Below are 13,355 nucleotides of genomic sequence, written 5' to 3'. Positions count from 1 at the left end.
CGGACGAAGTCTGGGGGACCCCGCGCCCCTATGGGTTGCCCTCTGCGCCAACGGAGCGAACCGCTGCCCGCGCAGGGCGAACCGCTGCCCGCAGGCGAACCGTGCACCGGCAGGTGGGGAGGAGAGGAGGGGAGGGGCCGCTCGGGGGCCAAGGAAGCCCCCGGCATGGGGATTTGTCGACTTCCCGAGGGTGATTTCTCCGCCAGAACCCTTCCTCACTGGGCACCAATACCCCGAACGCCCCCCGTTCCGCGTAGCTTTGTCGCCAACGCGACGGACTTTCGGAGGAGTCGGAGCAAGCCTTGGCCAGGAAGATCGGCAGCCGCTACACCGCTCACCAGGTGCTCGGGCGGGGATCCGCGGGCACGGTGTGGCTCGGCGACGGCCCGGAAGGCCCGGTCGCCATCAAGCTGCTGCGCGAGGACCTCGCCTCCGACCAGGACCTCGTCGGCCGCTTCGTGCAGGAACGCACCGCCCTCCTCTCCCTGGACCACCCGCACATCGTCGGCATCCGCGACCTCGTCGTCGACGGCACCGACCTCGCCCTGGTCATGGACCTGGTGCGCGGCACCGACCTGCGCTCGCGGCTGGAGCGCGACCACCGCCTGACCCCCGAGGCGGCCACCGCGATCGCCGCCGACGTCGCCGACGGCCTGGCCGCCGCCCACGCGGCCGGCGTCGTCCACCGCGACGTCAAGCCCGAGAACGTCCTGCTCGACTCGGCCGCCGCCCCCGGCCCGGGCGGCGCGCCGCCCGCGCTGCTCACCGACTTCGGGATCGCCCGTCTCGTCGACACCCCGCGCCGCACCCGGGCCACCCGGATCATCGGCACGCCCGACTACCTGGCCCCCGAGATCATCGAGGGCCTGCCGCCGCGCGCGTCCGTGGACATCTACGCGCTGGCCACCGTCCTCTACGAACTCCTCGCCGGATTCACGCCGTTCGGCGGCGGCCACCCCGGCGCGGTGCTGCGCCGCCACGTCACCGAGACCGTCCAGCCGCTGCCGGACCTGCCCGACGAGCTGTGGCAGATCCTCGCCCAGTGCCTGGCCAAGGCGCCGGCCTCCCGGCTCACCGCCCGCGAACTGGGGTTGCGGCTGCGCGAGTTGCTGCCCGGCCTGGCCGGGCTGCCCGCACTCGACGTGGCTCCGCCCGGAGCCGACGGCGCGCCGGCCGACGTGCCGTACGGCGACGACGAGGACGACGAGCCGTCCCCGGCACCGCACTTCGGCGCCGCCGACGCCCCGTCCGCGGACGCCTCCTCGCCGCAGGACCGGCGGCGCGGCGCCGTACCGCTGGTGCGCGGCTCCGCCCCGGACTCCAGCCGCGACACGCACACCAGCATCAAGCTGCCCACCGCCGAGGAGCTGGCCGGCTACGCGGCGCGCGGCGGCAAGGGCGCCGCCGGCCGGACCCGGGCGTCGGCGCCGGGACGTCCGGCCAGTCCACGGCACCGGGCCGTCTCGGACGCCGTCCGGCAGCGCCGGGTGAGGTTCGCCGCCGCGGCGGCCGCCGCGCTCGCCGTCGCGGGGATCGGCGGCTGGGGCATCGCGTCGGCCGGCTCCGGCGGGAAGTCGGGCTCCGGCACCTCCCGGGACGACCAGGCCCCGCCCTCCACCTCCGCGGCGCCGCGGGCCACCCACACCTCGCAGGGCACCCCGAACGCGCCGACCGCCGGCGCCGACTCCCCGCAGGGCCGCACCGGACCGCCGGTCGCCCTCCCGCAGTGGTCCGCCCCGCACGCCGTCCCGGCCGCCGGCGTCCGCCTGACCGGCGGGCCGCGCGCCCTCACGATGAACGGCGCCACCTATGTCTTCGCGCGCGGCGAGGACAAGAACGTCTGGTACATCGTGCGCGACGGTTCCGGTTACGGAGCGTGGCACAAGCTCACGGGAATCAGTGTCGCCGACGACCCGGCGGTGGTGTCGGCCCGGCCCGGCCGGATCGACCTGTTCGCCCTCGGCACGGACGGCCTGCTCTACCGCCGCACCTGTGCGAACGGCTTCTGGAACGCCTGGTCGCAGGTGGACGAGCGGACCCGGTTCGACGCGGCGCCCGCCGCGGCCTCCTCCGCGCCCGGACGGATCGACCTGGTCGGCCGGGTCGGCGGCGACCTGGTGACCGCGTCCCTCGTCGGCTCGCGCTGGAACGCCTGGGCCCTGGTCCCGACGGCGGGCCGCATCACCTCCGCGCCCGCGCTGGTCTCGCGGGGCACGGGCACCCTGGACGCCTTCGTGGTCCGCAAGGCCGACGGCGCGGTGCTGCGGCTGCCGTTCTCCGGCGGCGCCTGGCGGCCCTCGGCGCCGGTCGCCGGCCTGGACGCGTCCGCCGGGCACCGGCCGGAGGCGCTGCCGGCCGCCGGCCGCCTCTACGTTCTGGCGGCCGGGATGCAGTGCGCGCCGCCGGACCGCTCGGCGGCGGTCCTGCCGGCCGGGCTCTCCGGAGCGCTGGGCGCGGCGGTGGACGGCCGCACCCTGGAGCTCTTCGCGCTCACGCCGTCCGGCACGCTCACCGCCACCACCGCCCCGGCACCGGCCTGAGCCAGGGGACGGGCCAGGGCCTGATCCGGTCCTGGGCCATGGGGGACCGGTGCGGGCGCCGTCAGGGCGTCGCAGGGGCCCCAGGGGCCTCGGGAGCACCCCGGCACGGGCGCCCTGCCTGGGCGCCTGTGGACAACGGGCCGGGTCGGTCCGACCAGCCGGTAGTCTGGATGCGTGGCGATCGTCGATGTATCCGAAGAGCTGAAGTCCCTGTCCTCGACCATGGGGTCGATCGAGGCCGTTCTCGACCTCGACAGGATGCGGGGCGACGTTGCCGCGCTCGAGGAGCAGGCCGCGGCCCCTTCTCTGTGGGACGACCCGGAGAACGCCCAGAAGATCACCAGCCGCCTGTCCCACCTGCAGGCCGAGCTGCGCAAGACCGAGACGCTCCGGGGCCGTATCGACGACCTCTCCGTGCTCTTCGAGCTCGCCGAGGCCGAGGATGACGCGGACACCCGCGCCGAGGCCGAGACCGAGCTGGAGTCCGTGCGCAAGGCGCTGGACGAGATGGAGGTCCGCACGCTTCTGTCCGGGGAGTACGACGCCCGTGAGGCGCTCGTCAACATCCGGGCCGAGGCCGGCGGCGTGGACGCGGCGGACTTCGCCGAGCAGCTCCAGCGGATGTACCTGCGCTGGGCCGAGCGCCACGGCTACGGCACCGAGGTCTACGAGACGTCGTACGCGGAGGAGGCGGGCATCAAGTCCACCACCTTCGTCGTCAAGGCGCCGTATGCCTACGGCACCCTCTCGGTCGAGCAGGGCACGCACCGCCTGGTGCGGATCAGCCCCTTCGACAACCAGGGCCGCCGCCAGACGTCCTTCGCGGGCGTCGAGGTGCTGCCGGTCGTGGAGCAGTCCGACCACGTCGAGATCGACGAGACCGAGCTGCGCATCGACGTCTACCGCGCGTCCGGCCCCGGCGGCCAGGGCGTCAACACCACGGACTCCGCTGTCCGCATCACGCACATCCCCACCGGCATCGTGGTCTCCTGCCAGAACGAGCGCTCGCAGATCCAGAACAAGGCCAGCGCGATGAACGTCCTCCAGGCCAAGCTGCTGGAGCGGCGCCGCCAGGAGGAGCAGGCCAGGATGGACGCGCTGAAGGGCGACGGCGGCAACTCCTGGGGCAACCAGATGCGTTCGTACGTCCTGCACCCGTACCAGATGGTCAAGGACCTGCGCACCGACCACGAGGTCGGCAACCCGCAGTCCGTGCTCGACGGCGACATCGACGGCTTCATCGAGGCGGGCATCCGCTGGCGCAAGTCCCGTGAGAAGGCTGACGCGTAAGCGTTTTCGCGCTCTCCGTTGTCACAGTGCTGTGGAGAAGTGACGGGCACTGCCGGGCAATACGCACATTGTGTGCTTAATGACCTTGACGACCCCCGGTAAAGCCGCGAGGGTGTTGCGCGGCATGCGCGTGAATGAGGCGTAGGCGCACGGGGGTGAGCACATCCGGTCCCTCCAGTGGCACAGCGCACTTCGAGATCTGCGCGGCCCCAAGCAGACATCTACTGGGGGTACTTGACAACATGAGCAGGGCCAAAGCCAGCACACGGCTGCGCATGACCCGCATCGCCGCCGCCGCGGTGATCGCGGCCGGCGCCTCGCTGACCGCAGTGGGCGCAGCCCAGGCTGTGACGAGCGACGGTGGTGTCGGCGTCAGCGTCAAGGTCGGCCTCGACGGTGACGATCAGGGTGCGACGACGTCCGGCGACGACCAGGGCGCCACGACGAGCGGTGACGACCAGGGCGCGACGACGTCCGGCGGCGACCAGGGCGCCACGACGTCCAGCGGTGGCGACACCACCACCACGAGCGGCGGTGACACCACCACGACCAGTGGTGGCGACACCACCACCACGAGCGGCGGCGACGCCACCACGTCCAGCGGTGGCGACACCACGACGTCCAGCGGTGGCGACACCACCACCACGAGCGGCGGCGACGCGTCCGTCGGCGGCACCGTCACCATCGGCGGCGACAGCCAGGGCGGTTCCAACGGGAACTCCAACGGCGGTGACAACAACGGCGGTTCCAGCAACGGCGGGTCCAACGGCAACGCCGGCGGCAACTCCTCCAGCGGTGGTTCCAGCACCGGCGGTTCGTCCTCGACGGGCGGCTCGTCGTCCAGCGGCGGTTCGTCCTCCACGGGCGGTTCCTCGTCCAGCGGTGGCTCGTCCAGTGGTGGCTCGTCCTCCACGGGCGGCAACGACAACACCTGCACCCTGACCGGCGACAGCGTCGACTGCGGGAACAACAACCCCGGCACCGACAACACGCAGCAGGTCGCGCAGGGCACCACCACGAACCAGCTCGCCGAGACCGGTTCGAGCGGCACCACCTTCATGATCATCGGTGCCGCCACCCTGATCGCGGGCGGTGTCGGCTTCCGCCTCACCCCGCGTCTGGCCGGCGCGCGCCGCAACACCGCCGCCTGATCTCCATCCAGGCGGCATCACGCAGTACGGCATGAAGGCGGGGCCCGGAACATACGTTCCGGGCCCCGCCTTCATGCGTGTCTCCGTGGGAAGCGGTCGCGGAACGGAGTCGTCCCGTCACCGCCGGACCGTCGCGGCCGGCGGTGACGGGACGAGGCGTCACGCCGTCGCGTGCTCCACGACGAGGGCCACGGTCAGCAGCGCCACCAGGAGGGCGATCAGGGCCGCGGGAGAGATGTTGGACCAGGGGTTCTCCTGCTGGAGGCGGGCGCGGTTGGCACGGCACACCGGGCAGCGGCCCTCACTCACCGGGCCGGCGCAGTTCGCACACACCAGTCGGTCGCACGTCATGCGATCTCCTCCTCCGTCCGGTGAACGCCCCCGGTGCACGAATCGTTCCCGGGGGTATGCGCTCCCATTCCCCGCTGAGGGCCGGGATCCGTCCACCCCGCTCGGGGTCCGGAACCCCTTCCTTCCACTGTGCCAGGTTCTGGGGAATGCCGCTCCCCGCACCCGGGAATGCCGGGGTGTCCGCACCCGGAATGTGGAGTCCGCATCCTGGGACGCGCGGGGCCAATGACGGGCTTGTCCGGCTATGCCCTGTGGGCAAGGCCACCAACCCTCCACGGCGACTGCGCACCGCCCGCACCTTCGCGTAGTGTCGCCCCCATCCCCTGTCCGCTCACCCCGCAAACCTGGTGCGAACGTGATCCGATTCGACAGCGTCACCAAGACCTACCCCAAGCAGAACCGTCCTGCGCTCCGGGACGTCTCGCTGGAGATCGAAAAGGGGGAGTTCGTCTTCCTGGTGGGTTCGTCAGGCTCAGGAAAGTCGACCTTCCTGCGGCTGATCCTGCGCGAGGAGCGCACCGACACCGGCATGGTCCACGTGCTCGGCAAGGACCTGGCCCGCCTGTCGAACTGGAAGGTCCCGCACATGCGGCGCCAGCTCGGCACCGTCTTCCAGGACTTCCGCCTGCTGCCCAACAAGACCGTCGCGGAGAACGTCGCGTTCGCTCTCGAGGTCATCGGCAAGCCGCGCGGCACCATCAGGAAGACCGTCCCCGAGGTCCTGGACCTGGTCGGCCTGGCCGGCAAGGAGGACCGCATGCCCGGCGAGCTCTCCGGTGGCGAGCAGCAGCGCGTGGCCATCGCGCGCGCCTTCGTCAACCGGCCGATGCTGCTGATCGCCGACGAGCCCACGGGAAACCTCGACCCCCAGACGTCGGTCGGCATCATGCGTCTGCTGGACCGGATCAACCGGACCGGCACGACCGTGGTGATGGCCACCCACGACCAGAACATCGTCGACCAGATGCGCAAGCGCGTCATCGAACTGGAGAAGGGGCGGCTGGTGCGCGACCAGTCGCGCGGTGTCTACGGCTACCAGCACTGAGCGAACCCGTAGAGCACCGGCCCTCGAAAGGAACCTTGATACATGCGCGCCCAGTTCGTCCTGTCGGAGATCGGCGTCGGTCTCCGCCGCAACCTCACGATGACCTTCGCCGTCGTCATCTCGGTGGCCCTGTCCCTCGCCCTGACCGGTGGCGCGATGCTCGCCAACAAGCAGGTCGACTCGATGAAGGGCTACTGGTACGACAAGGTCCAGGTCACCATCTACATGTGCAACAAGGGCGACGCGGCGTCGACGCCCAACTGCGCACGCGGTGCGGTCACCGACGATCAGAAGGCCGAGATCCTCAAGACGCTCAAGGCGCAGCCGATCGTCGAGAAGGTGTACTACGAGTCGGCGGAACAGGCCTACAAGCACTACCAGGAGCAGTTCAAGCGCTCCCCGCTGGCCAGTTCGGTCACCCCGGACCAGATGCAGGAGAACTACCGGGTCAAGCTCAAGGACCCGACGAAGTTCGCCATCATCGCCAGCCTCTTCAACGGGCACCCCGGCGTGCAGTCGGTCTCCGACCAGCGTGAGGTGCTGAAGAACCTCTTCGACCTCCTCAACGGCATGACCCGCGTCGCGTACGTGGTGCTGGCGTTCATGCTCACCGTCGCGATGCTGCTCATCGTCAACACCGTGCGTGTGTCGGCGTTCAGCCGCCGCCGGGAGACCGGCATCATGCGGCTCGTCGGCGCGTCCAGCTTCTACATCCAGATGCCGTTCATCATGGAGGCCGCCTTCGCGGGACTTGTGGGCGCGGGCCTGGCGTGCGCGATGCTGCTGGGCGGGCGCTACTTCATGGTGGACGCCGGCCTGAAGCTGCAGGACAAGATCCCGCTGGTGTCCTTCCTCGGCTGGGACTCGGTGATAGGGGTCCTGCCGCTGGTGCTGCTCATCGGCGTCGCGATGCCGGCCTGCGCGGCGTTCATCGCACTGCGCCGCTACCTGAAGGTCTGACGACCGCGCGGATCACGGCAGTTGGGCGGACCTGGTAGTCCGGCGGGCGAGTCGGCGGTACCCCCGTGGTGTCCGGGACGGTTGCGAAAGGGTGCGTCATGCGCGGTGACGGCGAGGTTCCGTACTCCGCCCGTTTCTCGCCTAGACTTCCGGCCATGTCCGGCCCGTCATTGTTCGGGGCGCCCCGCCGTCTTCGCCGCGGGGCCACCCTGACGTTGGTGTTCGGCACGATGCTCGCCACGGGGGCGGCGGCCGGGAGCCTGGCCCAGCCCGCCCAGCGGCGGCCCGCCACCCGGATCGAGGCGGCGCCGGTCGCCGAGGCGGACAGCCCGCGGGCCGGCACGGCCCCGGCCGCCCGCACCGGGACGGCCGTACCGGACCTGACGGCAGCCACGTCCGGCACGTCCGGCACGGACGACGACGCGGGTGCCGCCGGCGGCGGCTCCGGCACCGGCACCCTGGACACCGGCCGCATCGCCCAGGAGATCCAGGACGGCACGGTCGGCTCCGCGGCCGTCGCGCGTCTCGTCAGCCGCAGCGGCGACCGCTGGTCGTCCTTCTACACCGCCCAGGAGTACGCCGGCCTCCAGGAGGCGCTCGACGGCCGCTACGTCGGCGTGGGCCTGTGGGTGCGCCGGATCGACGGCGGGCGGATCGAGGTCGCCCGGGTCCAGGACGGCAGCCCCGCCCGGCAGGCCGGCATCAGGGTCGGCGACATCCTCACGACCATCGGCGGCACCCGATGCACGGGCCTGGCCGTCACCCAGGTCGTCGCGGACCTGCGCGGCGACAACGTCCCCGGCAGCCCGGTCACGCTCGGTGTCCAGCGCGGCACCCGCGACTGGACGGTCGCGGTGCGCCGCGCCACGCTCGCCACCGAGGCCGTGACCGTGACACGCCCGTCCGACGGGCCGACCGTCATCGCCGCCGACGCCTTCACCCGCGGCGTCGGCGCCCAGGTCCGTGATGCCGCGCGGAACGCCCCACACGGCGTCCTGCTCGACCTGCGCGGGAACTCCGGCGGCCTCGTCACGGAGGCCGTCGCCGTCGCCTCCGCGTTCCTCGACGGCGGGCTGGTCGCCACCTACGACGTGCACGGCAGCCAGCGCGCCCTGTACGCGGCGGCCGGCGGGGACACGCACGTCCCGCTGGTGGTGCTGGTCGACGGCGGCACGATGAGCGCCGCGGAGATGCTGGCCGGCGCCCTGCAGGACCGCGGGCGCGCGGTGGTCGTCGGCAGCCGCACCTTCGGCAAGGGCTCGGTGCAGATGCCCAGCGCGCTGCCCGACGGGTCGGTGGCCGAGCTGACCGTGGGCCACTACGACCTGCCCGACGGCCGCAGCGTCGACGGCCAGGGGATCGCCCCCGACGTCCAGGTGCCCGAGGGGCAGGATCCTGTCGCGGAGGGCCGCGAGGTATTGACTGGCCTCGGAGCCCCCTCCTAGTGGGAGAATGGCCCGGCTATGGCTAAAGAGACCGGTCGCAAGATGATCGCGCAGAACAAGAAGGCGCGGCACGACTACCACATCCTCGACACCTACGAGGCGGGCCTGGTGCTCACCGGCACCGAGGTCAAGTCCCTGCGTCTGGGGCGCGCGTCGCTGGTCGACGGCTTCGCGCAGCTCGAGGGCAACGAGGCGTGGCTGTACAACGTGCACATTCCCGAGTACACGCAGGGCACGTGGACCAACCACACGGCGCGGCGGAAGCGGAAGATGCTGCTGCACCGTGCGGAGATCGACAAGCTCGAGCAGAAGTCCCAGGAGACCGGGCACACGGTGGTGCCGCTCGCCCTGTACTTCAAGGACGGCCGGGTGAAGGTCGAGATCGCCCTGGCCAAGGGCAAGAAGGAGTACGACAAGCGGCAGACGCTGCGGGAGAAGCAGGACCGGCGGGAGGCCGACCGGGCGATGTCCGCGGCGCGGCGCAAACAGCGGGCCTGAGCCCGGCGGGGAATGCGCTGGCACCGGTGCGCGTTGTTACCGTACGATGGCAGCAGCCACCTCACCGTGGGTGGTGCACCTTGAAAAAAACACATGGGGATGATCGGTTTCGACTGGGGATGTCGAAGCAGGGGAAGCGAGCCGAGGAAGCGGCAATGATCTCGTAAACCATATGCCGAAACCAATAATCGCCAATTCCAAGCGCGATTCCTCCGCCTTCGCTCTCGCTGCCTAATTAGCAGCTAGCGAAGACTCCGCGGAGTGTCAGCCCGGGGCTGTTCCCGACCCGGATCCTGGCATCAGCTAGGGGACTCAACCGCCGAGCCCGGCCACGGGGCACGGCGGGAAAACTCACAGTGGCTGGGCCCGTCGGCGGCTTGTCCGCGTGACTGCCGGGGCCGAGAAAAGCACAGCGGACTGCGCTCGGAGAAGCCCTGGTTCCGCACCACAGGACGCGGGTTCGATTCCCGCCATCTCCACTCATCCCATGCGCGACGGCGCCCTCTCCCGAGGGCGCCGTTCTGCGTTTCCCGGTGGGTTTGCCCCGCGCTTGATCGGTCGCTTAAAGTAGTCATCTCCGTACAGAGAGTGCTGCGAGGCGACCATCAGGATGACACCGCGTACCACGCTGACCGCTGGCGCCTGTGCGCTCGGCGCGGCGACCCTGCTGCTCACGGCCTGCGGCGGTGGGGGAGGCGGCACACGGATCCCAGCAGGGGCCTCGGGCACGTCGGCCGGGGCGCCGAGCGCCGGGGCGACGACGGCGTCCGCCACGGCCCCGGCACCGGGCGCGCCTTCCTTCGACTTTCCGCCCGACGTCAGGGTCGTGGTCGACCCCGACGTGACGGGGGAGGCGGTGAAGGATGCGGTGCTGAGGGATCAGGGGTACGGGATGCGGGCGGTCTACCTGTCTCTCGCCAAGCTGGACGACAGGCTGCCCGTCTTCGCGAAGTACCTCACGCTGGACGCTGCCAGGACGTGGAGTGACAGCATCGCTTGGGGTCGAAAGTTCCGCCGCTCTGTCACCGGGACGGTGAGGTTCTACGACCGCCGAGTTCAGGTGGCCAATGCGACGAGCGCGGGCATCGCGTTTTGTGAGGACCAAAGCCAGTCGTACGACAAGGACGCGGACACGGGCGAGGTGTTCGGAACGAAGCCGAGCCTTGACGACTTCGTCTTTCACACCGCACGGATGGTCAAGTCGGCAGACGGCACGTGGCAGATGGCCAACTACAAGTCTCAGAAGGCAGCCGCTCAGTGTCGGCAGTGAGCCGACTCAACTGGCGGGCCGGGCAGCGGACGGCCCTGGCGATGGTCTGCGTCGGGTTGGTCATGTCCGGTAGCCCAAGCCATGCGGGCAACTCGTACCCTTCGTCCTCCAGCGCGGCACCTCCGCCGGATGGGCCGGCCAAGCTCCCATCCGCTGCCAGCACGATCTCCTCCGAGGTCCAGTACCGCCGGAGCTACCGCGGGCCCGGTCCGGGGATGGCGGTGGGGGCCGGGGCGACGTGGGAGCCGCCACCGTGCTGGTACGAGCCGAAGTTCACGCCAGCGCAGTTCGCGGGGTACGTCAACGGCCACTATGTGTCGGACTCGAACGGGTTCGGCCTGATGGCGGAGCGGTACGGCGCGGACGCGTACCACCAGGGTGAAAGGGGCGCGTGGTGGACGCTGGAGGTTCCGGATCTGAACCGGGCCGCGGCGTGTGCGCGACTCGACGACTGGGCGTGGGTCGCCGAGGGCACGGCCCCGGCGGCCGCCTCGGCCGTCGATCCCAGGACCCTCGCTGGGCTGGCCTACGCTGCCGGCGCCGCCCGTGAGGTTGCGGCCCCCGCCGGAGAACCAGTTGGTGAACCTGGCGACGGAGATCGCGTTCAGGCTGCGGCTGAAGCGGGTCACGGTGACGGCCGGCCTGGACGATGCGGCGCTCGGCGTGCACGTGGCGGCGACGACCGTCGCGGAACCGTACGCCTTGCGCGTCGACGCGGGAACTCCCGAGGCCGACCCGGGCACCTGCACCTACCCGCTGGCCGAGGAGGGCGGGACGTTCCGTCTCGACACCCACGGCGGCCCGTGCAACATCACCTACCGCCGAGCCTCGCCCCCGGGTGGCTACACTCTGACCGCTTCCATCGTGTGGAAGGTGCACTGGACGCCCTCCGTGAACCCGGACGGCCCGGCTGCGGCAGACCCGGCCCTGCCGGACGGCGCATCCTCGGCGTCGACGCCCGTGACGGTGCGCGAGAGCGAAGCGCTCGTCCGCTGAACTCAGCTGGCCGGGAAGGCGCCCTCGCGCACGGCCACGACGAAGTCCGCCCACGCGGCGGGGGCGAACGTGAGGACGGGCCCCGTCGGGTCCTTGCTGTCACGGACGGGGACGGCTTCGGGTAGGCCCTTACCGACCTCGACGCACTCAGAGCCCTGTTCGCCGCCGCTGTAGCTGGACTTGTGCCACTGGACGCCATTCAGCTCGGGGGTGGCTGCTCGCATCGCTCGTGGACCTCCAGGACCGCCTCGATGACTCTCGCGGACGCTCCCGGGGACAGGGCGCACGCTTTCATCCGATCGTAATGGCGGATGGTGCGCGCGATGGCTTTCCGATCTTCGATTATCTCTCCAGCGGCACTGCTCTCTGCGTAGACGGCTGTTGAACGGTCGGGCAGCGTCAGGAGGATGACGGTGCCGTTCGTGATCGGGTAGCCCGATTGCGAGAAGGGCATGACCTGGATCGTCGTATGCGCCGTGTCCACGAAGGCCAGGAGGGCGGCCAGTTGGTCTCGCATGATCTCCGGTCCGCCCGACGTGCGCCTGAGAGCGGACTCGTCCACGACGGCCCAGAGGTCGGGGGGATTGTCCCCGCGCAGTCGTTCCTGGCGGCTGAGTCGCTTGGCGACTTCGATCTCGATGTCGTCGCTGCTCAGGTCGGGCTCGCCTACGGCGAACTGGGCGCGCATGTAGGCCTCGGTCTGCAACAGGCCAGGGATGAGGCTGGAGGCATAGACCTGCACACGGGTGGCTCGGGCCTCCAACTCCAGGCAGTGGTCGAACCGCTTCGGAGTCCGCTCCCGCTTGGCGATCTCCCAGAGGCCGACGAAGAGTTGGCCTGTGCCGAACGTCGCGTCCAGCTTCTCCGGCAGCGGGGGTAACGGCAGGCGCTCCCCGATCTCCACACCGTGCAGGTGGGACTTGCTGTAGTTGACGATCTCCGCCAGGCGATCCAGGGACAACCCGGCTGCGACGCGCAGCCGCCGCTGTTCCGCGCCGAACAAGTCCCGTGCGGAGTGGGCGGGTTTGAGCTCGCGTGGGGTGGGTGCCATGGCCGCGTCCTCCCGAAGTGGTGGGCGCTACCGAGCGTAGTGCCGAGGTGTGACGGCGGGAACGCGGAACGTGAACGCGCTTGTCCCACAACGGGTTTCGGGACAAGCGTTGGCCAGGGATTTCGGGAGACCGTGGGCGGAGGAGAGGCCGGCGCTGTGCCGGGCGGAGGGGTGGGACGGCGAACCCCTGGGCGACAGGGTGTGACCGCTCCACGATGGCGGCACGTCCACCGTTCCCATCGGCCTCGCGCCGCCGCTCTCCGGAGTCGCACATCCATGAACACCCCATCCGCCACGTTCACTTCGGAGCCCTCGGGAGCCGAGTCCCGCACCTGCGTCTGGCGTCTGGCGCGGCACGCCCGCAGTGTGGGCCGGGCCCGCGGCCGATTCCGGAGCCAGGCCGGCCGGTGGCGTCTCGCCGAGGACGCGACCGAGACGGCCGTCCTGCTGCTCAGCGAACTCGTCACCAACGCCGTGCGGCACTCCCGCGTGCCGGGGCGCCACGTCGAGGTGCGCTGCGTCCTCACCGAGGCCGCCCTCCGCGTGGAGGTGTCCGACGCCGGCCACGGTGTGCCCGTCCTCCGCGAGGCCGACGACGAGGACGAGTCCGGTCGCGGCCTGGCCCTGGTCGCCGCCCTGGCCCAGAAATGGGGCGTGCTGCCGCGCCTGCACGGCATCGGCAAAACGGTCTGGTGCGAGATCGCCCTCCGGCGCGCCCAGAGGGCTTCGTCATGACGGGTCGCACAGGCGCCCTGTCC

13 protein-coding genes and 1 other RNA gene are annotated in these 13,355 nt (G+C 71.1%); 11 read left to right on the top strand and 3 right to left on the bottom strand.

The window, feature by feature from the left end:
- Positions 1-302: 302 nt before the first annotated feature.
- The 3 genes from K7862_RS38470 (at position 303) to K7862_RS17020 (ending at position 4,981) form a co-directional block, all read left to right on the top strand.
- Positions 303-2,540, top strand: a complete 2,238-nt coding sequence (locus tag K7862_RS38470; protein ID WP_222963444.1) for a protein kinase domain-containing protein — start codon at positions 303-305, stop codon at positions 2,538-2,540.
- Positions 2,541-2,714: 174 nt separating this feature from the next.
- Positions 2,715-3,830 (top strand): peptide chain release factor 2, encoded by a 1,116-nt coding sequence (prfB, locus tag K7862_RS17025; RefSeq protein WP_222963443.1) that lies wholly within the window; start codon positions 2,715-2,717, stop codon positions 3,828-3,830.
- Between the two features lie 242 nt (positions 3,831-4,072).
- Positions 4,073-4,981: a hypothetical protein gene (locus tag K7862_RS17020; RefSeq protein WP_222963442.1), complete on the top strand. Its 909-nt coding sequence runs from the start codon at positions 4,073-4,075 to the stop codon at positions 4,979-4,981.
- A 159-nt stretch (positions 4,982-5,140) separates the two neighbouring features.
- Here K7862_RS17020 and K7862_RS17015 read toward each other — a convergent pair whose 3' ends face one another.
- Entirely contained in the window at positions 5,141-5,332 is a 192-nt protein-coding gene (locus K7862_RS17015; protein ID WP_222963441.1) for a hypothetical protein, read from the bottom strand.
- A 355-nt stretch (positions 5,333-5,687) separates the two neighbouring features.
- Between K7862_RS17015 and ftsE the strand changes: the two genes are divergently transcribed.
- From ftsE to K7862_RS16980, 7 genes are all read left to right on the top strand, one after another.
- Positions 5,688-6,377 (top strand): cell division ATP-binding protein FtsE, encoded by a 690-nt coding sequence (gene ftsE / locus K7862_RS17010; protein ID WP_069466313.1) that lies wholly within the window; start codon positions 5,688-5,690, stop codon positions 6,375-6,377.
- A gap of 42 nt (positions 6,378-6,419) precedes the next feature.
- A complete protein-coding gene (gene ftsX, locus K7862_RS17005; protein ID WP_222963440.1) occupies positions 6,420-7,337 on the top strand; it encodes a permease-like cell division protein FtsX in 918 nt (305 codons plus the stop codon).
- A gap of 155 nt (positions 7,338-7,492) precedes the next feature.
- Positions 7,493-8,782 (top strand): S41 family peptidase, encoded by a 1,290-nt coding sequence (locus K7862_RS17000; RefSeq protein WP_222963439.1) that lies wholly within the window; start codon positions 7,493-7,495, stop codon positions 8,780-8,782.
- 18 nt (positions 8,783-8,800) lie between these two features.
- Positions 8,801-9,280: an SsrA-binding protein SmpB gene (smpB, locus tag K7862_RS16995; RefSeq protein WP_222963438.1), complete on the top strand. Its 480-nt coding sequence runs from the start codon at positions 8,801-8,803 to the stop codon at positions 9,278-9,280.
- A gap of 95 nt (positions 9,281-9,375) precedes the next feature.
- Positions 9,376-9,762, top strand: a transfer-messenger RNA (tmRNA) gene (gene ssrA / locus K7862_RS16990).
- A gap of 344 nt (positions 9,763-10,106) precedes the next feature.
- Positions 10,107-10,550 carry a hypothetical protein gene (locus K7862_RS16985; RefSeq protein WP_222963437.1) on the top strand — a complete coding sequence of 148 codons (444 nt, stop codon included), beginning with the start codon at positions 10,107-10,109 and terminating at the stop codon, positions 10,548-10,550.
- A 546-nt stretch (positions 10,551-11,096) separates the two neighbouring features.
- Complete coding sequence (locus K7862_RS16980) at positions 11,097-11,546, top strand: hypothetical protein (RefSeq protein WP_222963436.1); 450 nt, start codon at positions 11,097-11,099, stop codon at positions 11,544-11,546.
- 2 nt (positions 11,547-11,548) lie between these two features.
- Here the strand turns inward: K7862_RS16980 and K7862_RS16975 are convergent, their stop codons facing one another.
- The gene (locus K7862_RS16975; RefSeq protein ID WP_222963435.1) at positions 11,549-11,770 is read right to left on the bottom strand and encodes a DUF397 domain-containing protein; all 222 of its coding nucleotides are present in this window, start codon (positions 11,768-11,770) and stop codon (positions 11,549-11,551) included.
- Positions 11,746-12,597, bottom strand: a complete 852-nt coding sequence (locus tag K7862_RS16970) for a helix-turn-helix domain-containing protein (protein ID WP_222963434.1) — start codon at positions 12,595-12,597, stop codon at positions 11,746-11,748. The genes K7862_RS16975 and K7862_RS16970 overlap by 25 nt, the downstream gene beginning before the upstream one ends.
- Before the next feature lie 276 nt (positions 12,598-12,873).
- Between K7862_RS16970 and K7862_RS16965 the strand changes: the two genes are divergently transcribed.
- Positions 12,874-13,332, top strand: a complete 459-nt coding sequence (locus K7862_RS16965; protein ID WP_222963433.1) for an ATP-binding protein — start codon at positions 12,874-12,876, stop codon at positions 13,330-13,332.
- Positions 13,333-13,355 lie beyond the last annotated feature (23 nt).

The organism is Actinacidiphila acidipaludis, from assembly GCF_019890725.1.
GTDB lineage: Bacteria > Actinomycetota > Actinomycetes > Streptomycetales > Streptomycetaceae > Actinacidiphila > Actinacidiphila acidipaludis.
Note: the sequence above shows the minus strand (reverse complement) of the source record. Positions and strands in the feature narration are given on the sequence as shown.

What these genes read in the sequence shown, in the direction of transcription:
- K7862_RS17020 (WP_222963442.1), top strand. Translation starts at nt 4,073, where the DNA reads ATGAGCAGGGCCAAAGCCAGCACACGGCTGCGCATGACCCGCATCGCC.
- K7862_RS17015 (WP_222963441.1), bottom strand. Translation starts at nt 5,332, where the DNA reads ATGACGTGCGACCGACTGGTGTGTGCGAACTGCGCCGGCCCGGTGAGT.
- ftsX (WP_222963440.1), top strand. Translation starts at nt 6,420, where the DNA reads ATGCGCGCCCAGTTCGTCCTGTCGGAGATCGGCGTCGGTCTCCGCCGC.
- K7862_RS17000 (WP_222963439.1), top strand. Translation starts at nt 7,493, where the DNA reads ATGTCCGGCCCGTCATTGTTCGGGGCGCCCCGCCGTCTTCGCCGCGGG.
- smpB (WP_222963438.1), top strand. Translation starts at nt 8,801, where the DNA reads ATGGCTAAAGAGACCGGTCGCAAGATGATCGCGCAGAACAAGAAGGCG.
- K7862_RS16975 (WP_222963435.1), bottom strand. Translation starts at nt 11,770, where the DNA reads ATGCGAGCAGCCACCCCCGAGCTGAATGGCGTCCAGTGGCACAAGTCC.
- K7862_RS16970 (WP_222963434.1), bottom strand. Translation starts at nt 12,597, where the DNA reads ATGGCACCCACCCCACGCGAGCTCAAACCCGCCCACTCCGCACGGGAC.
- K7862_RS16965 (WP_222963433.1), top strand. Translation starts at nt 12,874, where the DNA reads ATGAACACCCCATCCGCCACGTTCACTTCGGAGCCCTCGGGAGCCGAG.